This window comes from Mangrovicoccus algicola (assembly GCF_014903745.1).
In the GTDB taxonomy this organism is placed as follows: Bacteria; Pseudomonadota; Alphaproteobacteria; order Rhodobacterales; family Rhodobacteraceae; genus Mangrovicoccus; species Mangrovicoccus algicola.
Window position 1 is genome coordinate 54959 of record NZ_JACVXA010000010.1, and the last position, 22928, is coordinate 77886.

General features: G+C 70.2%; 22 protein-coding genes. 4 read left to right on the forward strand and 18 right to left on the reverse strand.

Annotation, left to right across the window (positions count from 1 at the left end; genetic code table 11):
- Positions 1 to 115 precede the first annotated feature (115 nt).
- The 3 genes from ICN82_RS05220 to ICN82_RS05230 all read left to right on the forward strand — a co-directional run bounded on the left by ICN82_RS05220 (position 116) and on the right by ICN82_RS05230 (position 3570).
- Positions 116 to 1042 carry a LysR substrate-binding domain-containing protein gene (locus tag ICN82_RS05220; RefSeq protein ID WP_193180421.1) on the forward strand — a complete coding sequence of 309 codons (927 nt, stop codon included), beginning with the start codon at positions 116 to 118 and terminating at the stop codon, positions 1040 to 1042.
- A gap of 355 nt (positions 1043 to 1397) precedes the next feature.
- Positions 1398 to 2531 (forward strand): hypothetical protein, encoded by a 1134-nt coding sequence (locus ICN82_RS05225; protein ID WP_193180422.1) that lies wholly within the window; start codon positions 1398 to 1400, stop codon positions 2529 to 2531.
- 91 nt (positions 2532 to 2622) lie between these two features.
- Positions 2623 to 3570: a D-2-hydroxyacid dehydrogenase family protein gene (locus ICN82_RS05230; protein ID WP_193180423.1), complete on the forward strand. Its 948-nt coding sequence runs from the start codon at positions 2623 to 2625 to the stop codon at positions 3568 to 3570.
- A 3-nt stretch (positions 3571 to 3573) separates the two neighbouring features.
- Here ICN82_RS05230 and ICN82_RS05235 read toward each other — a convergent pair whose 3' ends face one another.
- The 10 genes from ICN82_RS05235 to ICN82_RS05280 all read right to left on the reverse strand — a co-directional run bounded on the left by ICN82_RS05235 (position 3574) and on the right by ICN82_RS05280 (position 12073).
- Positions 3574 to 4077 carry a MarR family winged helix-turn-helix transcriptional regulator gene (locus tag ICN82_RS05235; RefSeq protein WP_193180426.1) on the reverse strand — a complete coding sequence of 168 codons (504 nt, stop codon included), beginning with the start codon at positions 4075 to 4077 and terminating at the stop codon, positions 3574 to 3576.
- A gap of 15 nt (positions 4078 to 4092) precedes the next feature.
- Complete coding sequence (locus ICN82_RS05240; protein WP_193180428.1) at positions 4093 to 5265, reverse strand: NAD(P)/FAD-dependent oxidoreductase; 1173 nt, start codon at positions 5263 to 5265, stop codon at positions 4093 to 4095.
- Positions 5265 to 5585, reverse strand: a complete 321-nt coding sequence (locus ICN82_RS05245) for a 2Fe-2S iron-sulfur cluster-binding protein (RefSeq protein ID WP_193180430.1) — start codon at positions 5583 to 5585, stop codon at positions 5265 to 5267. The genes ICN82_RS05240 and ICN82_RS05245 overlap by 1 nt, the downstream gene beginning before the upstream one ends.
- Positions 5586 to 5596: 11 nt before the next feature.
- A complete protein-coding gene (locus ICN82_RS05250) occupies positions 5597 to 6832 on the reverse strand; it encodes a cytochrome P450 (protein ID WP_193180432.1) in 1236 nt (411 codons plus the stop codon).
- A complete protein-coding gene (locus tag ICN82_RS05255) occupies positions 6816 to 7565 on the reverse strand; it encodes an ABC transporter ATP-binding protein (protein ID WP_193180434.1) in 750 nt (249 codons plus the stop codon). The genes ICN82_RS05250 and ICN82_RS05255 overlap by 17 nt, the downstream gene beginning before the upstream one ends.
- Positions 7558 to 8307 carry an ABC transporter ATP-binding protein gene (locus ICN82_RS05260; protein WP_193180436.1) on the reverse strand — a complete coding sequence of 250 codons (750 nt, stop codon included), beginning with the start codon at positions 8305 to 8307 and terminating at the stop codon, positions 7558 to 7560. Before ICN82_RS05260 ends, ICN82_RS05255 begins: the two co-directional genes overlap by 8 nt.
- Positions 8300 to 9232 carry a branched-chain amino acid ABC transporter permease gene (locus ICN82_RS05265; RefSeq protein WP_193180438.1) on the reverse strand — a complete coding sequence of 311 codons (933 nt, stop codon included), beginning with the start codon at positions 9230 to 9232 and terminating at the stop codon, positions 8300 to 8302. Before ICN82_RS05265 ends, ICN82_RS05260 begins: the two co-directional genes overlap by 8 nt.
- Entirely contained in the window at positions 9229 to 10092 is an 864-nt protein-coding gene (locus ICN82_RS05270; protein WP_193180440.1) for a branched-chain amino acid ABC transporter permease, read from the reverse strand. Before ICN82_RS05270 ends, ICN82_RS05265 begins: the two co-directional genes overlap by 4 nt.
- 48 nt (positions 10093 to 10140) lie before the next feature.
- A complete protein-coding gene (locus ICN82_RS05275) occupies positions 10141 to 11310 on the reverse strand; it encodes an ABC transporter substrate-binding protein (protein ID WP_193180442.1) in 1170 nt (389 codons plus the stop codon).
- Positions 11311 to 11485: 175 nt separating this feature from the next.
- Positions 11486 to 12073 (reverse strand): exopolysaccharide biosynthesis protein, encoded by a 588-nt coding sequence (locus ICN82_RS05280; RefSeq protein ID WP_193180445.1) that lies wholly within the window; start codon positions 12071 to 12073, stop codon positions 11486 to 11488.
- A gap of 387 nt (positions 12074 to 12460) precedes the next feature.
- Between ICN82_RS05280 and ICN82_RS05285 the strand changes: the two genes are divergently transcribed.
- Positions 12461 to 12961 (forward strand): MgtC/SapB family protein, encoded by a 501-nt coding sequence (locus ICN82_RS05285; protein WP_226898297.1) that lies wholly within the window; start codon positions 12461 to 12463, stop codon positions 12959 to 12961.
- Between the two features lie 8 nt (positions 12962 to 12969).
- On the opposite strand, the gene ICN82_RS05290 is transcribed toward ICN82_RS05285, so the two are convergent.
- Genes ICN82_RS05290 through ICN82_RS05325 form a run of 8 tightly spaced genes read right to left on the reverse strand, consistent with a single transcriptional unit; the run spans position 12970 to position 22871 of the window.
- Positions 12970 to 14622, reverse strand: coding sequence for an alpha-glucosidase family protein (locus ICN82_RS05290; protein ID WP_193180447.1), 1653 nt, complete (start codon positions 14620 to 14622; stop codon positions 12970 to 12972).
- A gap of 32 nt (positions 14623 to 14654) precedes the next feature.
- The gene (locus tag ICN82_RS05295) at positions 14655 to 16337 is read right to left on the reverse strand and encodes an alpha-amylase family glycosyl hydrolase (protein ID WP_193180449.1); all 1683 of its coding nucleotides are present in this window, start codon (positions 16335 to 16337) and stop codon (positions 14655 to 14657) included.
- Positions 16338 to 16397: 60 nt separating this feature from the next.
- Complete coding sequence (locus ICN82_RS05300) at positions 16398 to 17255, reverse strand: SDR family oxidoreductase (RefSeq protein WP_193180451.1); 858 nt, start codon at positions 17253 to 17255, stop codon at positions 16398 to 16400.
- A gap of 55 nt (positions 17256 to 17310) precedes the next feature.
- The gene (locus ICN82_RS05305; protein WP_193180453.1) at positions 17311 to 18336 is read right to left on the reverse strand and encodes a c-type cytochrome; all 1026 of its coding nucleotides are present in this window, start codon (positions 18334 to 18336) and stop codon (positions 17311 to 17313) included.
- Entirely contained in the window at positions 18333 to 18908 is a 576-nt protein-coding gene (locus ICN82_RS05310) for a cytochrome c oxidase assembly protein (RefSeq protein ID WP_407943747.1), read from the reverse strand. Before ICN82_RS05310 ends, ICN82_RS05305 begins: the two co-directional genes overlap by 4 nt.
- Positions 18902 to 19315 carry a hypothetical protein gene (locus ICN82_RS05315; RefSeq protein ID WP_193180455.1) on the reverse strand — a complete coding sequence of 138 codons (414 nt, stop codon included), beginning with the start codon at positions 19313 to 19315 and terminating at the stop codon, positions 18902 to 18904. The genes ICN82_RS05310 and ICN82_RS05315 overlap by 7 nt, the downstream gene beginning before the upstream one ends.
- The gene (ctaD, locus tag ICN82_RS05320) at positions 19315 to 21894 is read right to left on the reverse strand and encodes a cytochrome c oxidase subunit I (RefSeq protein ID WP_193180457.1); all 2580 of its coding nucleotides are present in this window, start codon (positions 21892 to 21894) and stop codon (positions 19315 to 19317) included. Before ctaD ends, ICN82_RS05315 begins: the two co-directional genes overlap by 1 nt.
- Entirely contained in the window at positions 21891 to 22871 is a 981-nt protein-coding gene (locus tag ICN82_RS05325; protein WP_193180459.1) for a cytochrome c oxidase subunit II, read from the reverse strand. Before ICN82_RS05325 ends, ctaD begins: the two co-directional genes overlap by 4 nt.
- Between the last annotated feature and the right edge of the window lie 57 nt (positions 22872 to 22928).

Below are 22928 nucleotides of genomic sequence, written 5' to 3' on the forward strand. Positions count from 1 at the left end.
GCACCCGTCGATCCGGGCGGCGACTCCGCTTGCCAATCGTTTAGCGATGAACGATGTATTCAGGAAATTTCTTTGGTGAATGATGTGCATTCACCGTGTGAATGAAAGGCCTGCGATGCGCTTCAACCGCCTGGACATGAACCTGCTTGCCGCGCTGGATATCCTGCTCAAGACCCGCAGCGTGACGCAGGCGGCAGAGGAGATGTTCATCACCCAATCCGCCATGTCGAATGCCCTGGGGCGGCTGCGGACCTATTTCGACGACCCGCTTCTGGTGCAGGTGGGGCGCGGGATGGAACTGTCGCCGCTGGCAGAGACGCTGCAGGCGCCGGTGCGCGAGATCATGCTGCGGGTGGAAAGCGCGACGCGCATCCGGCCGCAATTCGACCCCGCCACGGACGAGCGCGAATTCAGCGTCGTGCTGTCGGATTACACCCTGGCGCTGATCGGCGCGGCCCTGTCGCGCCGCGTGGCCGAGGAGGCGCCGGGCATCACGCTGAACCTGCGCCCGCAGCACGCCCAGCCTGCGCAGCTGCTGGATCGCGGCGAGGCGGATCTGCTCATCGTGCCCGATTTCCTGGGCGCCCCGGACCAGGAAAGCTGCCCGGTCTTCGAGGACAGCCTGGTGGTTCTGGTGGCGCAGGACGGCCCGCATGCGGCGCAGGACATGACGCTGGCCCGCTTCGCCGCCGCGCCGCAGGTGCTGATGGAACCCACGACCGGGCAGGAGAGCTTCTCGGCCGTGGCGATGCGCGGGGCCGGGATCGTGCCGCGCAAGGTGCTGTCGCTGTTCCTGTTCTCGGCCATTCCCGACCTGATCCGCGGCACCGACCGCGTGGCGCTGATCCAAAGGCGGCTGGCCGAGAAGGCGGTGCCGCAGGGCGGATTGCTGATCCGGCCCGCCCCCTTCGAGGCGCCCCCCCTGCGCCAGAGCATCCGCTGGCAGGCCCATCGCGGCAATGACCCGGGGCTGAGATGGCTGCGGGACCTGATCCTGGACTGCGCGGCGCGGGACGCCGGGGCAGACGCCCCGCGCGCCTGAGGCATTGATCCGGTGAATGCCTGGCGACGATACAATCAATTTTTCTTCGCCCTCTGCGCCCGGCTAGGCTCCGGTCCGAGCAGGAGGAACGCGCAGCCCGGAGGAGGGCGCGGCGCATCGGAGGATACCCCACAACCCCACTGATCCGGCCCGCAGCCGGGCGCGGCAGGCGTCGAAACGCGCCCGCGCGCCGCGGCGGCGGATCCCGGTCCCACACCTGATCCGCGCCCCGGCCGACCGGCCGAAGGCGCCGATACCCTGCCGGTTCCCCCGCGGTCCCTCGAGACCCGGGCCGGGACCGGTCCGTCCGGCGCGGGAGGCGCCCGGACCCGATCTGCATCACGGGAGGAGCACCATGCCCAGTCACACACCCCTCGGCCCGACGGCCATTCTCGTCCTCGGCCTTGCCGCCACCGCCGCGACCGCGCAGGAGGGCGGGCCGCCGCCGGGCGCGGCCGGGCCGCCGCTGTCGGTGCAGGTCCTGTCCGGCATGGGCCGCGCAGGGCTGCTGGGACTGATGTCCTCGAACGAACGCTACGGCGCAGTGCAGTCGCGCGTGGCGGGCGGCCGGTCCATGGCCGCCGTGGCCGCGCAGCCCTTCGCGCCGCAGGACGGCTACGAGGATGCGGTCAGCGAGGTGCTGACACCGCTCAGCGCCATCGTGCGGCTGAACCGCGGCCCCAGCAGCACGGCCTCCTTCCTGCGCTTCTCCTCCGAGAACCGCTGGAGCGACATGGACCGCAGCGAAAACGACGGCTACGCGGTCGAGAGCGACAGCGAGGCGCATGGCGTCACGGCCAGCTATCTCTTCGCGCCGGATCCAACGCTGCTGATGGGGATCGGGATCATGGCCGATGCCAATGAGGTGGATCTGGAAACCAATGACGGCTCGATCGACATCGAGTGGCGGGGCCTGCGCGCCGACCTGCTGAAGCTGGTCAGCCCGAACTGGGGCGTGGCCCTGCGCGCAGCCTGGTTCGAGGAAACGACCGAAACGAAGATCCCGCTGCCCTTCACCACGCTGGAGACGAAACAGGATTCGACGCGCCTCTACCTGCAGGCGGATGCGCTGGGGAGCTTCTCGGCGGAGGATCTCGGCTGGCTCCCCCGCGGCTGGGCCTTGCGCCCCAATATCGGGGCCGCCTGGCAGAAGACCTGGTTCGAGGAGACCGAGAATTCGCTGGGCGCCGAAGTGACCGGGCCGCTGGGCAAGTCCTCGGACGAATACGGCTCGGTCTATGCCAAGGCCGCGCTGGAGACCCCGGCGATCGGCGTCGTGCATCCCTATTTCGGCCTCGGCATCGATCATGAATTCGCCAACAGCTACTCGGAGCTGACGGAGGAGAGCGACTACCTCAACAGCTTCGCCGGCGCCGCGATCCAGCTGTCGCCCGCGGCCCTCATCAACGTGAATTACGCCCGCTATGACGGGTTCGAGGGCAATCGCCGGAAAGAGGCCTTCGTCATCGCCTTCGGCATGGCGTTCTGAGCTGCTTGCAGGCCCGGCAGGGCCTGCTACACCTTGGTCCGTGCCGCGGCGGCATCGGCGCGCGCGGGGCGGGGGCATCACGGAGACGACCATGCGGATCGCGGTTCTGGACGACTATGCCGGGGTGGCAAGGGGGCTTGCCGACTGGGACCGGCTGGGCGGCGAGATCACCTTCCACCGCGCACCGCTGGCGGATCCGGCCCGCGACCTGGCCGGAGCGGAAATCGTCTGCCTGATGCGCGAACGCACGCCCTTCCCGGCGGAGCTGATCGCGGCCCTGCCCGCGCTGAGGCTGATCGTCACGACCGGGCCGCGCAACCTCTCCATCGACCTCGACGCCGCCAGGGCGCGGGGGATCGAGGTCTGCGGCACGCGCTCGCGCAAGACCACCACCTCCGAGCTGACCCTGGCGCTGCTGCTGGCACTGTCGCGGCGGATCCTGCCCGAGGCGGCGGCGCTGGCGGCGGGCGGCTGGCAGGGCCTGCCCGGGCGCGACCTGGCCGGGCTGCGGCTGGGTCTGGTGGGGCTGGGCAATATCGGGACGCAGATGGCCGGGCTGGGCCGCGCGCTCGGGATGCAGGTCGCCGCCTGGTCGCCGAACCTGACGGCGCAGCGGGCAGAGGCGCAGCAGGTCGCCCGCGCCGCCTCCCTGTCCGACCTGGCGGCGGGCTCGGACGTGCTGAGCACCCACATGGTCCTGTCGGAACGGACCGCCGGGCTGATCGGCGCGGAGACCTTCGCGGCCCTGCCCGAGGGCGCGATCTTCCTCAACACCTCGCGCGCCGGGCTGGTGGATCGCGACGCGCTGCTGGCCGGGCTGCGCGCCGGCCGCCCTGCCATGGCCGGAATCGACGTGTTCGAGTCCGAGCCCCTCGCGGCAGGGGACCCCTGGCGGCAGGCCGTGGCGGAATTCGGTCCGCGCCTGCTGCTGACCCCGCATCTGGGCTATGTCACCGAAGCGACCTGGCGGCTGTTCTACGAGGATACGGTCGCGGCCATCGCCGCCTGGCAGGCCGGCGCGCCGATCCGGCGGCTCTAGCCCTCAGTCCTGCGGGTCGAGATTGGCCAGCATCCTGCGCAGCACGGCCAGGAACACGCCGAACTCCTCCGGTCCGACGCCGTCGACCATCCGCGCCTCGTGCCCGAGCGCGGCTTCCAGCACCGCCGCGTGCGTTTCCGTGCCCTTGGCGGACAGGCGCCAGCGGCGCTTGCGCGGATCGCTCTCGTCCGCCTCGAACTCCAGATGGCCCTTGCCGTCGAGATCGGCCAGCGCGCGGCTGGCGGCGGCCTTGTCCATGCGGATCACCTGGCAGATGCGGGCGGCGGTGATGCCCGGCTCGATCGCCAGCATCGCCATCACCCGCCATTCCACCATGCCGATGCCGAACCGCTTGCGGTAATCGGCAGAGCTCAGCCGCTGCCACGCCCCGCCGAGGGCGTTGACGAGGAAGGGCGCATAGGTGTCGAGATCGAGGATCTCGGTGCCGTCCCGGCGTTTCGTCGGGGCGGGCAGGCGGCTGCGGTCGAAGGGCGGTGTCTCGGGCAAGGCAGGTCCGTGAGGTCAGAGCACCGCAAGGTCATACGCGGCTGCCGCCAGCCTTTCCAGATCAGCCTCGCCGCCTGCGGCAAGAAGCTTGCGCGCCTTCATGTGGCGTTTCGGGTCGCTGACGCTCTCCACCGCGGACAGCCGGTCCCCGTCGAAGCGCAGCACCGTGCCGTCGGGCGTCTGGACGCTGCGATCCGCAGGCAGCGCGAGCCCGGCGATCTGCAGCCTGGCCTCCGCCTGGTCCGACCAGAACCAGGGCAGGGCGTCGTAAGGGGCCGCGGTGCCGTGGACGATCCGCCTGGCGATGGCGCGGGCATGATCGGTCGCGGCCTGCACGCTCTCCAGCCGGATGCGGATGCCCCGCCGCGGATCGGGAAAGGAGGCGCAATCGCCGAGCGCCGAGATCTGCGGGTCCGAGGTCCGGAGCGTCGCGTCCGCGGCAATGCCGTTCTCCAGCGCCAGCCCGGCCTCGCCGGCGAGGCCCGTATCCGGGCGCACCCCGGCAGCCAGCAGCACCAGATCGGCCGGGAGCCGCGTGCCGCAGGCCAGGTCGACGCCGCCGCCATCGACCGCCGCCGCGGGGCTGCCGAAATAAAGCTCCGTGCCCAGCCCCTCATGCAGCCTGCGGAAGCGGTCCGAGATCTCGGGCGAGACGGCCCGCGCCATCAGCCGGTCCGCGGCCTCGGCCACGGCAACCTGATGGCCCTGCGCGCGGGCCACGGCAGCGAATTCCAGCCCGATGAAGCCGCCGCCGATCACCGCGATCCGCCTCGGCCGGTCCATCAGGCCGCGCAGGCGCTCCGCATCGGCGAGGCTGCGCAGCTCATGCGCGCGCTCCAGCCCCGGCACCGGCGGACGGAAGGTGATCGCGCCGGTGGCCAGGATCAGATGGTCATAGGCGATGGCCTCCCCCCCGGCATGGACACGCGCCGCGGCGCGGTCGATCCCTTCGGCCCGGAGACCGGGCCTGAGCGTGATCGCCTTCTTTTCGAAGAAACCTTCAGGGCGGAAGGCCAGCGCCGCGGCATCGCCGGTCTTCAGATAGGCCTTGGACAGCGGCGGGCGCTGGTAGGGCAGGCCGGGCTCGGCTCCGATCAATAGGATCTCGCCCGCGAAGCCCTCGTCGCGCAGCGACATGGCAGACTGGAACCCGCCATGGCCCGCGCCGATGATGACGACGCGCGCCATCAGACCTGTGCCTCGGGCAGGCGGATCACGAGCCCGTCCATCGCCTCGGTCAATCTGATCTGGCAGGACAGCCGCGAGGTCTGCGTGACTTCCGATGCGGCGCAGTCGAGCATGTCGTCCTCGCCATCCATCCGCGCGCCGGTCGCCGCCGTCCAGTCCGGATCGACATGGCAATGGCAGGTCGCGCACATCATCGAGCCGCCGCATTCGCCGAGAATGCCCCCGACATCATGGGCCAGCGCCGTGGACATCACCGTGTCGCCGGGGCGGGCCTCGACCACGGTTTCGGTGCCGTCATGGGCAATGAAGGTCAGTTTCATCCGGGGTCTCCTCAGGAAGGGATCAGCCGCAGGGGCAGGCGGTCGAGCGCATGGATCGCGTTGTTCGGGCGCCAGATGGCGGGACCGGCGGGCTCGATGCGGGCGACGCGGGGGGCCAGCGCGCCCAGCACCGCCTCCAGCTCGCCGCGGGCGATGTTCTGGCCGACGCAGCCATGGATCCCCGCGCCGAAGGCCAGATGGCCCACGGGCCTGCGGTCGATGCGGAACGCCTCCGGATCGCCCCAGCGGTCCGGGTCCATGTTGGCGGCGCCGAGCGCGCAGAGGATCTTCGCGCCCTCCGGGACGGGGAAACCGGCGATTTCCGTGTCGCAACCGGCGGTGCGGGCGAAGGTATGGACCGGCGAGGTGAAGCGCAGCACCTCCTCGAAGGCGGGACGGGCCAGCGACGGATCGGCGCGGAGCTTCTCCCATTCGGCGGGGAATTGCGAGAAGCACCAGAGCGCCGAGCCGATGCCGGTCACGGTCGTGTCGACCCCCGCCGACAGGAAGGACCGCACCAGCATGGCGGCCTCCTCATGGGTGATCTCGCCCGCATCCGCCGCCGCGTAGACCAGCGCGCCGAGCCCGTCGCCCGTCAGCCGGTCGCGCGCGCAGGCGGCGGTGATCCAGGCCGCGACCTCGGGGGCGCGCGCCATGGCCGCGCGGCGCAGGGCATTGTCGGGTCCGACCGCGTTGAAGACGATCGCGCCGTAATCGACCAGGTGGCGGGGGTTGGCGTCGGTCATGCCGACGGCGCGCGGAAAGACGGTGGTCGGGAAGGCCTCGGCCAGCTCGGTCACCGCCTCGATCCCGCCCTTCGCCGCCAGCGGCGCGACGATCTCCCCGGCGGCCGCGCGGAACATGTCCATCATGCCCTTGACCACCTTGGGCGAGAGCGCGCGGCTCATGACCTTGCGGGTCTTCGTGTGCTCCGGCGGATCGGCCTCGAGGATGATCGACGGCGCCCGCCAGGGCGTCTCCAGCTTGAAGTCGTTGAGGCCGACGCCGCGCGAGGAGACGAAGCGGTCATGGTCCGAGAACACCTCCTTCGTCACCTCGTGGCGGCCGACCATGAAGGCGCCGTAGCGGGGGATCCAGACCAGCTCGCCGCGGTCCCGCAGGGCCTTCCAGAACGGATAGGGATCGTGCAGGACCGCCTCGTCATAGGGATCGACATCCCAGACGGGGATCGCGGGATGGGGGTCGAGGACGCGGTGGCCCTCGATCAGCTCAAGCGTGGCTTGCATGTCGGGTTCCTTTTTCCGGGGCGTCTGCCGTCATCGCGACGCCGATATGGCGGTCGATGAGGTCGCTGCGCTGCGCCAGTTCCGCGGCCGGTCCGTCATGGACGATCCGGCCATTTGCCATCAGCACCGCGCGACCGGCAAAGGCGAGCGCGGCGGCGGCATGCTGTTCGACGAGGATGACGGAGCGGGTGCCATCCTTCGCCAGGTCCTCGAAGGCCTGCATCAGCATCTCGCGGATCACCGGGGCCAGGCCTTCGAGCGGCTCGTCGAGCAGGATCACCTTGGGCGAGGTCATCAGCGTGCGGGCGATGGCCAGCATCTGCTGCTCGCCGCCCGAAAGCTGGGTGCCGCCGTTCTTCCGCCGCTCCTTCAGCCGCGGAAAGAGCATATAGGCCTCCTCGATCCGCGCATCGCCATGCTGGGCGGCGCGCAGGTTCTCCTCCACCGTCAGCGACGGGAAGATGTCGCGCGTCTGCGGCACCAGACCCAGCCCCAGATGGTTGCGCCGCCAGGGCGGCAGCCGGTCGATGGGCCGTCCCTCTAGCCGGATGTGGCCCCCATGCAGCCGGGCCAGCCCCATGACCGTGTTCAGCAGCGTCGTCTTGCCCGCGCCGTTGCGGCCGATCACGGCCAGCTTGCCGCCCTTCTCCAGGCGCAGGGACATGCCGCGCAGCACATGGCCGGGCCCGTAGCCGGCCGAGACGTTGTCGAGTTCCAGCACCGGCTCAGCCATGCGCGCCTCCGAGGTAGAGTTCGCGGACCTGCGGGTCCGACGCGATCTGCGCCGGCGTGCCCTCGGTCAGGATGCGCCCCGCCACCAGCACGACGATCGAGCGGGCGACGCGGAACACCAGTTCCATGTCATGCTCGATGATCAGCACGGCCAGATCGGCAGGCAGCGCCTCGATCGCGTCGGTGATCAGGTGCGTCTCGCTGCCCGGCACCCCGGCGGCGGGCTCGTCCAGGATCAACACGCGGGGTTTCAGGGCCAGCGTCATCGCCAGCTCCACCAGCCTCTGCTGGCCATAGGCAAGCCGCTCCACGACGCGGTCGGCCAGCGGCTCCAGCGCCAGCTGGTCCATCAGCGCCGCGATCTCGGCCTCCACCTCCGGGTCGCCATCAGCCCGGCAGAACAGCCGGAATCCGCGCCTTTCGCGTTCCAGGACCGCCAGCCGCAGGTTTTCGCGCACCGTCAGCCCGGTGAAAAGCGTGGTGATCTGGAAGGTCTTGGCGATGCCGAGCCGCACGCGCGCGGTCTCGTCCATGTCCGAGATATCCGCCCCGTCGAAGCGGATCGAGCCGGAGGAGGGCGCATGGATGCCCGTCACGAGATTGGCGAAGGTGGATTTCCCGGCGCCGTTGGGCCCGATCAGCGCCTTGCGCGCGCCGGGGGGCAGGTCGAAATCCAGCCCGTCGCTGACCACCAGCCCGCCGAAACGCTTGGACAGGCCTCGGACCACGAGTCCCTCAGTCATGGCGGCCTCCTTTCAGCGCGCCGGGCAAGGACAGCAGCCCCCCGGGCAGGACGAAGACGACGACCATCACCAACGCGCCGATGGCGAAGAGCCAGTTGAAGGGATCGGCCGCGGCCGCGTAGTGATGGGCGAACATGAACAGCACCGTGCCCAGGAGCGCGCCCCAGAGCCGCCCGGTGCCGCCGAGGATCAGCATGACCAGCGCCTCCGCCGAGAGGGTGAAGGAGAAGGTCTCGAGGCTGACCAGTCCCGCGACCTGGGCCGAGAGCGCCCCGGCGATCCCGGCGATGGCCCCGCCCAGCGTGTAGGCGGCGACGCGGCGGGGATAGACCGGCGCGCCGATGGCGGCCATGCGCGCGGGGCTTGACTGCAGCCCCCTGAGCGACAGGCCGAAGGGCGAGCGCGCGACGAGGGCAAGCAGGCCCAGGACGCAGGCGCCGACCGCCGCGGCGTAGCAGAACCCGGTCTGGCCGATGAAGTCGAATTCCCACAGGCCGAGGACCGGGCCGAAGGCCACGCGCAGCCCGTCCGCCCCGCCGGTCAGGTCGCGGGCGCGGTTGGCGGTCTCGGCCAGAAGCGCCGCGACGGCGATGGTCAGCATGATCAGCGTGAGTCCGGAGGCGCGCATGAGGACCAGGCCGGAAAGCAGCGCCACCACCGCCCCGGCGGCGGCCCCGACGGCCAGCCCGGCGACCGGCTCGGCCCAGGCATGGGCGGCAAACAGCGCGGCGGCATAGGCCCCGGCGCCGTACATCGCCGCCTGTCCCAGCGTGGCGATCCCGGCAAAGCCCAGCACCAGGTCGATGGAAAGCACGAAGATGCCCATGACGAGGATGCGCGTGGCGAAGGCCAGGTTGTAGGGCATCAGCAGGTACATCGCCGCCGTGCCCGCGAGAAGAAGGATGAAGGGAAGCGCGCGTTTCATGCGATCCTCCCCATGAGGCCCTGGGGCCGCAGCGCCAGCACCAGGATGACGATGCCGTAGAAGGCGAAGGTCGCCATGTCCGGCACCAGATAGCGCGCGGCGGTCTCGGTGATCCCCAGCCCGAGCGCGGCGGCGAAGGAGCCGGTGACCGAGCCCATGCCGCCGACCGCGACCACCATCAGGAACAGCACCATGTAGCGCAGCGGGTAATAGGCATCGACCGGCAGGAGTTCCGCCCCGAGCACGCCGCCGAGCGCGGCCAGCGCGGCGCCAAGGCCGAATGTGGCCATGTAGATGCGGTCGGTGACGATGCCATGGGCCGAGGCGATGGCGCGGTTGTCCACCGCCGCGCGCAGCCGGATGCCAAAGCGGGTCCGGTCAAGCAGCAGCCACAGGCCGAGGATGACGCCGAGCCCGCAGAGGATCACCGCGATCCGGTGCGCGGGCAGGGTGCGGAAGCCCAGATCGACGGTCCGCGACAGCGTCTCGGGCAGCGGCACCGGCAGAAGGGCCGAACCCTGCCAGCGGTTAACGGCGGCGATCACGATGAAGGTCAGGCCGATCGTGGCCAGCACCTGCTGCAATTCGCCGAAGCCGTAGATGCGGCGATAGACCAGCCGCTCCAGCGGCAGGGCCAATGCGACGGTGCCGAGGATGGCGCAGGCCAGCGCGGGCCAGAAACCGAGGCCCAGATCGGCCCCCGCCCAATGGGCCAGCGCGCCGCCCATCAGGGCAAAGCCGCCATGGGCGAGGTTGACGACGCGCATCAGCCCCATCGTCACCGACAGCCCGACCGCGACGAGGAACAGGATCATGCCATAGGCGATGCCGTCCAGGGCGATGTTCAATAGCAATGTCATGGAATCACATCCGACCGGCGGAACGGGCTGGCGCCCGCCCCGTCCCGGTCAGTCCTTCCAGCCGAGATCGCCGACCGTGGCGATGATTCCGGTCTCGGCATTCTCCAGCAGTCCCGTCTGCGGGTTGCGGGTCACTTCGCGGATATAGACGTTCTGGACCAGCGTGCGGCTCTCGGGATCCATCCTCACCGGGCCGCGGGGGCTTTCCCATTCCGCGCCCAGAGCCGCCTCGATGGCCGCCCTGCCATCGGCCCCGGCCGCCTCCACCATGCGATAGATCAGATCCGCCCCGTCCCAGGCCCCGACCGAGGCCCAGTTCACCGGCGCCGCATCGTCGCCCAGCCCCTCCACGGCCGCCAGGAAGGCACGGTTGGCATCGCTGTCATGCGCGGCGGAGTAGTGATAGGCGGTGTGCAGCCCCAGCGCGCCGTCGCCGAGCGCCTGCAGGTTGCTCTCCTCGGTCTCGGCCGTCCCGAGGAAGGTGATCCCGGCCTCCTTCAGCCCGTTCTCGGCATAGGCTTTCGCATAGGCGAAGGTCGGCGGACCGCCGGGAAGGAAGACGAAGACCGCCTCGGGGCCGGTGGCACGGACGCTTTGCAGGAAGGGCGCGAAGTCGGTGGTGGAGAGCGGCATCCGGATCGTGTCCGTCACCGCGCCGCCCCTTGCCGTGAACGCCTCGGAAAAGGCGGTCTCGGCGTCGATGCCGGGGCCGTAATCGGCGACCGTGGTGACGACGCTGCGGATGCCCTGCGCGTATGCCCAGTCGGCCAGCGGCGCCGAGACCTGGGGCAGGGTATAGCTGGTGCGCAGGAAGAACGGGCTCTCGGCATTGATGGCCGAGGTCGCGGCATTGAATATCACCACCGGGGTTTCCGACTGGGTGGCCAGCTGCGCCACCGACAGCGCGTTCGGCGTGAACACATAGCCCGCCAGGACATCGACCCGGTCGCGGATCACCAGTTCCTGCGACAGGGACCGCGCCAGGTCGGGGTTCACGCCGCCGGAATCCTTGTAGACGAAGCTGATCTCGTGATCCCCGGCGCGCGTGCCATGCGTTGCCTGCCAGGCCTCGATCGCCTGGCGGAACTGGGTCCCGTAAAGCGCGAAGGGCCCCGAGAAGGGCGCGACGACGCCCACCCTGATCTCATCGGCCGTGGCCTGGCCCGCGGCCAGTCCAAGCGTGACCGCGGCAAGCGCCGCGAGCGGTTTGCGTGACATGTGAGTCCTCCCAGACTGATCCGCCTTCTCCCGGGCGATGCGTTGATAAGTCAACTTTCAGCCACCCTATCCGATTGCGTTGATGTATCAACTAATACTTTCGGAGGATATGCGCGGCGGGCGGCGGGGGAGGCCGGTGCAGGAGCATCCGGATGGACGGAGAAGGCGGACCGGCTCAGCGCAGCAGCAGCAGAGCCCCCGGCAGGGCGGCCAGGCACAGCAGCGAGACAAGCGTCAGCGCCCCGTCCCGGGTCAGCAGGCTGGCCGCGAAAAGCGCGATGACCGCCGAGGCGATGGAGCCCGAGGTGGGGATGATCTCCAGGAAGGGCATGACCAGCGTCAGCGCCATGATCAGGCCCATCGGAAGCCACAGCCAGGGACGGTGCAGCAGCCAGGTGAAACGCGGGCGCAGGAACTTCTCGACGAAGGCCACGGGCTTGCGCAGCCAGCGGATCCCCTTGCGCAGCGTCGCGCTGCTGAGCCTGCGGCGGGTGACGAATTGCGGCAGCCAGACGCTGTCGCGGCCGACCATCATCTGCGCCACCAGGATGAAGACCAGGAGCGCCACCGCCGCCGTCATGCCGGGAATGGCGCTGGCCGGAGAGGTGGAGACCAGCGAGAAGGCCAGCATCAGCGCGGCGAAGGACGACCGTCCCAGGGCCTCGACCAGGTCCTCCACCTGCACGCTCTCCTGTTCCGTCCCGATGGTGTTCTCCAGCTCGTCCAGCACCTCGCTGAGCGCCCGCGTTCCCTTGTCCGGCATGTCGTGTCCCTTCCAGCGGCGCACGGCGGGTCCCGGCAATCCCCTCCGCAATGCCGCCGGGCGGGACGGGGTGGCTGCCGGGCCGTCGCGCGGTGACAGAATCCGTCCGGACAACCGGCGCGCCCCTGCGGCGGTTCCTGATATGCCGGGGCAATGGGCCGTTTTCCTGTCCCGTCCCCCTGCCGCCGCGCCAGCCGCGCGGCAGGACAGGCAGCGGCGGCGCCCCGGCAGCGCATGCCCGGAATTCCCGCCCCGCGCCGAACCGTGGGCCGAGGGACATGGCGGAACACCGCAACGCCCGGGCCGTTCTCCCCGCGGGGCGGCGCGGGCAGGACGGCCGGAATGCGCCGCGCCACGGCATCGCGGCAGATCACGAAAGGCAGGGACATGACATTCGAACAGGCATGGCAGGCCATGGCCGCGGAACTGACAGGGGCGCCGCTGATGCCCTGGCCGGTGCTGGTGCTGCGCCTCATGGGGGCGGTCGTGCTGTGCGGGGCGGTCGGGTATGAACGCGAAGCCCATGGACGCGCGGCGGGGCTGCGCACGCATATCCTGGTAGGGCTCGCCGCGGCGGTCTACACGCTGATCATGCAGGATCTCGTCGGGCGGGCGGATCAGTACCCGGACATCGCGCGCACCGACCCGATCCGCATCATCGAGGCGGTGACGGGTGGCGTCGCCTTCCTGGCCGCCGGGATGATCGTGTTCAGCGGCGACAAGGTGCGCGGCCTGACGACGGGGGCCGGGCTGTGGCTGTCGGCCGCGATCGGATTGGCGGTGGGAATGGGGCTGTGGCCGCTGGCCCTGCTGTCGACCCTGCTGGCGCTGGCCGTGCTCGGCATGCTGCGGCTGATCAAGCCCGACGGCCCGGATGAGGACGGGTGAGCGCCCCTTCACCCCCGGTCCGGTTCTTCCCGCGACAGGAAGGCCGTGCCGTAGGGGTCCAGGTCGATGCCGCCCGCCCGGTCCGGCGCGCTGCACGACCCCGCAAGCCCCGGCACCTCCACCGGCCGCCCGCGGCTCTGCGGGGGCAGATCCATGCGCGTGGGCACCGCCGAGAAGTTGAACAGGCAGGTCAGGGTCCGCCCGCCGGAACTGCGCTCGAAGGCCAGCACATTGGCCGGAGCGTCGAGAAAGCGCAGCGATCCCCGGCGCAGCGGATCCTGGTCCCGGCGCCAGACCAGAAGGCTGCGCAGCTGCGACAGGACCGAGGCAGGGTCGGCCTCCTGCCGGTCGGCGGCGCGCTCCAGATGCGCGGCGGGGACCGGCAGCCAGGGACGCACGGCCGAGAAGCCCCCATGCGCGGCCTCCGCCTGCCACGGCATCGGCGTGCGCGTGCCGTCGCGCCCCTTGTAGATCGGCCAGAACTCGCGGCCATAGGGATCCACGATATCCTCATAGGCCAGCTCCGCCTCGGGCAGTCCCAGCTCGCTGCCCTGGTAGAGGCACAGCGCCCCGCGCAGGCAGGACAGGGCCGCGAGGATGACGGAGACCTTCCCCGGCTCTTCCTCGGCCCCCAGCCGCGTGACGGCGCGCTTGAAATCATGGTTGTCCACTGCCCAGCAGGGCCAGCCGCTGTCATCGTCATGGCCCAGTTCCGCGGCCAGGTCGCGGATGAGGCGCGGGGTGATCTCCTCGGCGCCCAGAAGCCAGTAGCCATAGGCCAGGTGCAGCCGGTCGATGGCCGTGTATTCGCGATGAATGTTCACGGCGTCGGATTCATGCAGCTCGCCCAGAAGCACCCGGTCGCCATAGCCGTCGCACAGCTGCCGCAGCCGCTGCAGGAAGGCCACGGTCTCGGGCTGCTGGATGTCGTGCAGATGCAGCTGCTTGGAATAGGGATTGAAGGCGAAGACCTCGCCCGGCGGCGGATCGGGATTGACCGGGTTGTCGCGCAGCTCCGGATCATGGGCGTAGAAGGTGCAGACATCCAGACGGAACCCGTCCACGCCCAGATCCAGCCAGAAGCGGCAGACCTCCAGCACCGCCTCCTGCACCTGGGGATTGTGGAAGTTCAGGTCGGGCTGTTCGCGCAGGAAATTGTGCAGGTAAAACTGGCCCCGGCGCGGCTCCCACTGCCAAGAGGAGCCGCCGAAGACCGAGATCCAGTTGTTGGGCGGCGACCCGTCGGGCTTGCCGTCATCCCAGACATACCAGTCCGCGCGGGGATTGTCCCGGCTGGCGCGGCTTTCGAGAAACCAGGGATGCTCGGAGGAGGTATGCGACAGGACCTGGTCGGTGATGACCCTCAGCCCCCGCTCATGCGCCGCCGCGATCAGCGCCTTGAGGCTGTCCATCGTCCCGAAAAGCGGATCGACCGCGCGGTAATCCGAGACGTCATAGCCGAAATCGCGCATCGGCGACTTGACGAAGGGCGAGATCCAGATCGCGTCCGCGCCCAGCCGCGCGACATGGTCCAGCCTTTCGCGGATGCCGTCCAGGTCGCCGATGCCGTTGCCGGTCGTGTCCTGGAAGCTGCGCGGATAGATCTGGTAGATCACCGCGCCCTTCCACCAGTCGGGCGACTGTGCCTGCATGTCGGTCATGTCATCCTTTCTGCCGGTCGCGTGCCGGTCCGTCAGGGAGATGTCCTTGCCTCGAAGAGAGTGTAGCCGAAGGCGGGGAATTCCACCCCGTGAGGCGTCACGCCCGCGCGCAGCCCCGGCGCATCCAGCTGCCGCGGGGCACCGGGCCATTCCAGGAACGCCTGATCCTCGCTGAAATTGACCGCCGCGCACCATTCCCGCCCGTTCAGGCTGCGCGTCCATGCGATGACCGGGGCACGGTCGCGCGCGTCGATCCGGATGTCGCCCCGGCGCAGGATCTCCTGCCGCCCGCGCCAGCCATTGAAGGCGCGGAAAAAGGACAGGACCGAGGCGGGGTCGGCCTCCTGCGTGGCGACATCGAGCCCGCGATGTTCCCGCGCGGGCGGCAGCCAGGTGCGGTCGGCCTCGCTGAACCCCGCCTGCGGCCCGCCATCCCAGGGAAAGGGCGTGCGCGCGCCGTCGCGGCCCTCGAAGACCGGCCAGAAGGCCTTGGCCCAGGGATCCAGGATATCCTCGTAGGCCAGCTCGGGATGCGGCAGGCCCAGTTCGTCGCCCTGGTAGATCACCGCCCCGCCGCGCAGCGTCAGCTGCAGGAACAGCAGCATCCGCGCCGCCGCGCCGCGGTTCTCGGGGCGGGCGAAGCCGGTCAGGTTCGACACGGCCCGGCGGCTGTCGTGATTGGTGAAGGCGTTCAGCATCCAGCCGCCGGTGCAGGCCGCGCGCCCGCGCAGCGTGCGGTGCAGCACATCGACATCGGGGCGGCAGTTGATCAGGTCGAAATCGTAGACCGCATGCAGCCCCTCCGCGGAACCGACGAAATCCTCGGCCACATGCTCGGTCACGACATCGGCCAATTCGCCGATCAGGACGGCGCCGCGCTCCTCGGCAAGGCGGCGCAGCCGCCGCAGGACGGTGCGGGTGCCGGGGGCGTTGCGATCGAAGACATGAAGCTGGTCGCCGAAGGGATTGCCGGGGCCGCCGCCGATCAGGAGCGGCGGGTCGGCCCGGCCGCGCGGGGGGTTGTCGCGCAGGTCGGGGTCGTGGCCCAGGCATTGCACCGCATCCAGCCGGAACCCGTCCGCCCCGGCGCCGATCCAGTAATCCAGCTGTTCGGCCATCTGCTCCAGCACGTCGGGATTGGCCAGGTTCAGGGCGGGCTGCTCCTTCAGGAAGGGATGGTAATAGTACTGCCCCCGCCGCGGCTCCCAGCTCCAGGCCGAGCCGCCGAAGGAAGACAGCCAGTTGTTGGGCGGCCCGCCATCCGGCGCCTTGTCGGCCCAGACATACCAGTCGGCCTTCGGGCCGCGGGCGCGGCTGTCGACAAACCAGGGATGTTCTTCCGAGGTATGGGCCGGCACGAAATCCAGGAGCAGCCTGAGGCCCCGGCGATGGCAGGCATCGCGCAGCTCGAGGAAATCCTCCATCGTCCCGGCGCTGGGATCGATCAGACGGTAATCGGCCGCGTCATAGCCGAAATCGGCCATCGGGCTTTTGTAGAACGGCGAGAGCCACAGCGCATCCACCCCCAGCGAGGCGATGTAGTCCAGTTTCGCGATCACCCCGCGCAGGTCGCCGACGCCGTCGCCGTCGCTGTCGCGGAAGCTGCGCAGATAGACCTCGTAGATCACCGCGCCCTTCCACCAGTCCTGCGCCCTTCGCGCGGGGCGCGATCCCGTCCCGGCTATGGCTGTGCCGGTGCGATCCTCTCCGTCCATGATCCTTCCCCTGTCCGGCTCCTGGCTCTGCGGTCGGCCCCTCCGCCGGGCCGGCCCGCGTCACGCGCCGACGACATATCCGCCATTGGGATGAAGCGTCTGCCCGGTGAAATAGCTGCCATCCGAGGAGGCCAGGAACAGGTAGGAGGTGGCGACCTCCCAGGGCTGCGCCGCGCGGCCCAGCCTCGTGTGGCTGCCGAAATCCTCGACCGATCCGGCGGGCATGGAGGCCGGGATGAAGGGCGTCCAGACCGGCCCGGGCGCGACCGCGTTCACGCGGATGCCCTTTTCGGCAAGGTTCATCGCCATCGACCGCGCCAGCGCCAGAGAGGCCCCGCGCGAGGTGGAATAGGCGATGAGGGAATCGTTGCCCTTGAAGGCATTGACCGAGGTCGTGTTGATGATCGCGGCCCCCTCCTTCAGATGCGGCAGCGCCGCCTGGGTACAGTAGATGTAGGACATCACCCCCGCATCCAGCACCCGCCGCAGCCGCTCTTCGTCGAGATTGGCGAAATCCTCGTCGATGAACTGCTGCGCGGCATTGTTGACCAGGATATCCAGCGCGCCGAAATGCGACACGGTCCGCTCCACCGCCGCGCGGGCATGGTCGCGGTTGCCCAGATCGCCGCGGATCAGCAGCGCGCTGGACCCTTCCTCTTCCTCGACGATGCGGCGCGTCTCCTCGGCATCGCGGTCCTCGTCGAGATAGGCGATCGCCACGCGCGCGCCCTCGCGGGCGAAAAGCACGGCAACGGCGCGGCCGATGCCGCTGTCGCCGCCGGTGATCAGCGCGACCTTGCCCGACAGCTTGCCCACGCCGGGATGGCGCGGCGTGTAATCCGGGGCCGGCTCCATCCGGTATTCGTCCCCGGGCATCCGGGCCTGGCTCTGCGGCGGGATTTCGACATGCTCTGTCATGATGACCTCCTTGCGCTTGCCTGACCCAACGGCCAGATCCGCCGCCTGTTCCGCCTCAGCCGTCGGGGGCCGCGGGAAGGGCCGCATACCAGGCGGCGATCGCGTCGATATCGGCATCTTCCAGCGCATGCGCCGCCTTCTTCATCAGCGCCTCCTGCGGCGTCGAGGCGGCGCGCAGCCCGTCGCGCCACAGCCGCAGCTGGGTGGCGGTATAGGCGGCGTGCTGCCCGGCGAGTTCGGGGAAAAGCGGATTGCGCGGTTCCGGCCAGGGGCCGTGGCAGGCGCGGCAGGCCTCGGTCCCCGGCGGGCCCGGCGGGGCAGGGGCGGGCGCGGCACCGGGATCGCGGGACGCGAAATGGGCGGCCAGCCCCGGCAGCAGGGCGGGCTCCACCGCGCGCGCGGCGTGATGCATGATCCCGCTGTCGCGCCGCCCCTGGCGATAGGCCTCCAGCGCCGCCTCGAGATAGGGGGCGCCCTGGATGTCCAGCCGCGGGACATGCGGGTTGCCGCCGCCGCGCCCGTCGGCGCCGTGGCAGGTCGCGCAATAGGCCAGCCCCGCGGGCCGGTCCGCGACGCGCGGCAGAAGGCCATCGTAATCCTGCGCGGTCATGCCGGGCACCTGCGCGAGAAAGGCAACCACCGCCCAGACATCGTCGTCCCGCGCGCGGCTGGGCCAATGCGGCATGCCGCTCATCTTCACGCCATTGTCGATGATCCAGTGCAGATGATGCGGCTGCCATTTCGCCGCCGCCTCGGTGATATGCGGCGGGACGGGGTTCATCGCGCGGACCGTCGCGCTCTGGGCCTCGCCCGGGGCGGCATGGCAGAAGCGGCAGGCGCTGTCGTAATGCCCGGCGCCCAGGCGGATCATGCCGGGATCCTCCAGCGTGGCGGGCACCGCCGCAGGGTCGGGGGCGCGCAGGCGGACATTCTGCTCGAAGGTCGTGTGCAGCGCCCAGTGCACGGGGGGCAGGTGGTCGATGCGGGCGGAGACGTTGAACAGGCCCAGCCCGATCGTCGCCGCCCCCGCCACCGCGCCCAGGACGGCCAGCGCCGCCAGCGTCAGGATCACCTGTCTCATGCCGTCTCCCCCTCCGCGCCCAGCCGCCGCGCCACCAGCCACAGCCCGGCCGCCAGGTAGACGGGCGTGCCGATCGCCAGCATCAGCATCCCGCCCATCCGCTGGTCGGCCAGCGGATCGGCGCCATAGCAGATCGCGGCATAAAGCGGCCGCCCCGCCAAGATCAGCAGCGCCCCCAGCAGGGTCATGTGCATCGAGGTCAGCAGCATCGCCCCCGCCCCGGCCAGGTCCTGCCCCGGCCGCAGCGCCGTCGCCCAGACCAGCAGCCCCGCGCCGAGGAAGGCGGCCTGTTCCGCCCAGAACCAGCCGGGCGAGATCCGCGCCGCAAGGTGCAGCGCCGGCAGGTGCCAGACCCAGACCACCGCGAATTCCGCCAGCGCCGCCGCCAGCGGGGGGACCGGAAGGCGGGCCAGGACCGGCAGGGACAACACCGCCAGCGGCGCGATCACCGCCACCAGCCCCATATGGCGGATCATGTGCCCGGCAAATCCCGGCACGATCCCGGCCGCCCAGACCAGCGCGGGCACTCCCGCCGCAAGCAGGGCCGGGGGCAGGGCGCGGCGCATCAGCATGTGCCCGTCAGCCAAACCGGCAGCGCCACGTAGACCGTTCCGATGAAGGAGACCACCGACAGCAGGAAGGCGGCATGACCGAGGAATTCGTGCCGGTCCTCGCTGCGCGGGCGGTGATGGATGTGATCGTAATCTTCCAGGAAATCCCATTGCCGCCAGGACCGCAGCGCCGTGGCCAGGATCGCCGCCAGCGCCAGCCCGGTCAGCGCGCCGATGATCCATTGCAGCCCCCCCACGCCGAGGAGGTCGGGAAACTTCACGCAGGCCAGGGACGTGATCGCGTAGCTGGCCGCGAAATGCACCGCCCAGACCGTGGGCGAGACGACGAGCAGCCACAGCGAGGAGGATTCCTCGGCAATCGTCTTCTCCTCCTCGTCGGGGCGCAGGCGGTCCGCGGGTCCGGTCATCACATCAGCCTCGGGATCGGGCCGAGCACCGCGGCGCTGACAAGCGCGGTGATCAGCAGGAAGTGCCAGTAGAGCGTGCAATTCCACAGATCGGCATCATGCGCGGGGGTCAGCTTGCCGCGCAGGCTGCCCGCCAGGCAGTAAAGCGGCATCACCAGCCCCGGCACGCTGTGCACGACCGTCCAGACCGCGAAGGCCCAGAGCATCGCCGGGTAGACATGGCTTGCGGGGTCCAGCCCCGGCAGCCAGACCGCCCCCGCCATGGCAAGCGCCCCCGCCAGCGCCAGGACCGGCGCCGCCGCCCGCGCCAGCCGCGCCCGCCCCACGCGCCCGCCGCGGTTCCAGCCCCGCGCCAGGCGCATCGCGGCCCAGCCGCCGCCATAGCAGGCCGCCGCGAGGCCGCACAGCACCGGCTGGCCATGCCCGGCTCCCGGCAGCGGAAAGTCATCGCCGGCCGTCCAGTAGAAGAAGAAGCCGAAGACCAGCGAGGCGAAGGCCGTCATGTCCCCCAGCATGGTGATGAACATGCCCCACCAGCCGACCGAAGCGGGCCCGGTGGCATAGAGCGGCAGGCTCAGGCCAAGCCCGACAGGCTTGCGCGCCGCCTCGGGCGGGCGGGCCGTGTCGCGCCACAGCCACCACAGGATGGCCGCCATCGCCCCGGCGCCGCAGGCCAGGGCGGGCCAGTAGAGCTTGAACACCGGAAGGATGAACAGCCCGCCGGTGAAGCCCGCCGCCGCCAGCGTGATCCAGGTGGGACCGGTGACGCGCTGCACCAGGATCGGCCGCGCATCCAGCACCGTGGTGATCAGCGTCTCGCGCAGGCCCTCCGGGGCATCGCCCAGATAGCAGCCCCCCGCATCCATCCGCTCCAGCAGGCCCTCCTGCTGCCACAGCGGATAGCGCGAGGTGATGTAGGGGATCGACCGCACGCCCCAGCCCGGATCCTCGGGCACGTCATGGGTCCATTCCAGCGTGCCGCCGCCCCAGGGATTGCGCGGCGCCGCCGCGTCGCGCCCCTTGGGCCGGATCACGTCCCACAGGAACACCGCGAAGCCCGCCGCCATGACGAAGGCGCCGGCCGTCGACAGCATGTTCAGCCAGCCCCAGTTCAGCGCATCCAGATCGGGATAGGTGTAGACCCGCCGCGGCATCCCCTGCAGCCCGGTCAGATGCATGGGCAGGAAGCACAGGTTGAACCCCGTGAAGACCAGCCAGAAGGCCCATTTGCCCAGCCGGGGCGACATCATCTTCTTGCGGATGAAGGGATAGAAATAGATCACCCCCGCCATCACCGGGAAGACCATGCCGCCGAACAGCGTGTAATGCAGGTGGGCGACGATGAAATACGTGTCATGGACCTGCCGGTCGAAGGGCACCAGCGCGACCATGATCCCGGTCAGCCCGCCGCAGGTGAAGATCGCCAGCGCCCCGGCGATGTAGAGCATCGGCACCGACATGCGCACCCGCCCCGCCATCAGCGTGGCCAGGAAGGCGAAAAGCTGCACGCCGGTGGGGATCACGACCGCCTCGGAGGCGGCGGAGAAGAACCCCAGCGAGATCGCGGGCAGCCCGGTGGTGAACATGTGATGCACCCACAGCCCGAAGCTGAGGAACCCCACCGCCACGGCCGAGAGCACGATCCACGAATAGCCCACGATCGGCCGCCCGGCAGCGGTGGGGACGATCATCGCGGCGATGGCAATGGAGGGCAGGAAGATGATGTAGACCTCCGGATGGCCGAAGATCCAGAACAGGTGCTGCCACAGCATCGGGTCGCCGCCGCGCTCGGGGTCGAAGAACGGCCAGTCGAAGGACCGCTCCAGCTCGAACAGGAAATCGCCTGCGATCAGGGGCGGGAAGGCGAAGAGGATCATCGCGCCCACGACCAGCACGTACCAGGCATAAAGCGGCATCAGGTTGATGCGCATCCCCGGCGGCCGGCATTTCAGCACGCCCACGATCAGCTCCACCGCCGCGGCGATCGAGGAGACCTCGATGAAGGACAGGCCCAGCAGCCAGATATCCGCGCCGATGCCTTCGGATTGCGTGGCCAGGGGCGGGTACATGAACCACCCCGAATCCGGCGCCGCCCCGAAGAAGACCGAGCCGAAGACGAAGGTGCCGCCGATGGCGAAGCACCAGAACCCGTAGGCCGAAAGCCGCGGGAAGGGCATGTCGCGCGCGCCGAGGAAGGCCGGCAGCAGAAGGATGGCGATCGCCTCGAACATCGGCACGGCGAAGAGGAACATCATCGCCGAGCCGTGCATCGTGAAGAACTGGTTGAAGCGGTCCGCCGAGAGGAAGTCGTTGCCGGGCACGGCCAGCTGCACCCGCATCAGCAGCGCCAGCACCCCCGCCGCCAGCATGAAGCCGAAGCACAGCATCGCGTACCACTGGCCGACCTCGGAATTGTTGACGGCCGACCAGTAGCGCAGCCCCCTGGGCTGGGCCCAGACCGCGCGCAGCCGCGCGCCGCTCTCGCGGGACCATTGCGGATCGACCGGGGCGTTCAGCATTTCCGGACCGGGCGGATAGGGGCCCTGGGGGGCGAGGATATGGGTGGTGTCCGCGCTCATCGCAGCCCCTTCAGGTAATGTGCCAGGTCGCCCAGCTCGGCCCCGCTCAGATGGCCGTATCCGGGCATCAGCGCGCCGGGCTTCGCGCTTTCGGGATCGGCGATCCATTCCGCCAGCGCGGCCTCCGTCATCGGCAGGGTCGCGGAGGCCAGGGTGGTGCGGCTTCCCAGATGAGTCAGGTCGGGGCCCGCGCCTGCGGTCGCCGCGGTTCCGCGGATCGCATGGCAGCCACCGCAGCCCTCGGCGAAGAACACCGCGCGGCCCCGCGCGGCCCGTGCATCGGCGGGAGGCAGGGCAGGGGCCGCCTGGGCGGTCAGCCACGCCTGGAAATCGGCGGGCTCCATCACCACGGCCTCGAAGGCCATCAGCGCATGCGACAGGCCGCAGAATTCGGCGCATTGCCCGCGATAGGTTCCGGGGATCTGCGGCAGAAGCGACATGCGCGTCTCGCGGCCGGGGAACATGTCCAGCTTGCCGCCGAGGGCCGGGATCCAGAAGGAGTGGATCACCCGCGCCGATCCCAGCGTCACATCCGTGCGCTGTCCGGCGGGCAGGCGGATCTCGTTGGCGGACACGATCGGGGCATCCGCGCCCTCGGGCCAGTATTCGACGCGCCACCACCATTCCTCGCCGGTGACATGGACGCGCAGCCCGTCCCCGGGGCGCATGTGCATCGGAATTTTCTGCAGCGTGACCCCGAGCAGCACCGCCAGCACCACCGTGGGCAGCAGCACGCCGCCGCCGATGATCAGCATCTCCGCCAGCCGGCGCGACAAAGGTACGGGATTGAGCCGCGTCAGGTAGAGGAACAGCCCGTTCATCAGCAGCCACAGCAGGACCGCGCCGCCCAGCAGCCACCAGAACAGCCCCGCCACCAGCGCGGCATCCTCTCCGGCGGGGTGGATCACGGATTGGCGCGCCGCCGCGGCGGGACCGGATAGCAGCATGGCCCAGAGCACGCCCGCGGCACGCCTCATGCGGGCAGACCTCCGGATCCGGGGTGATGCAGCGGCGGGGGCAGGGTCATGCGATGC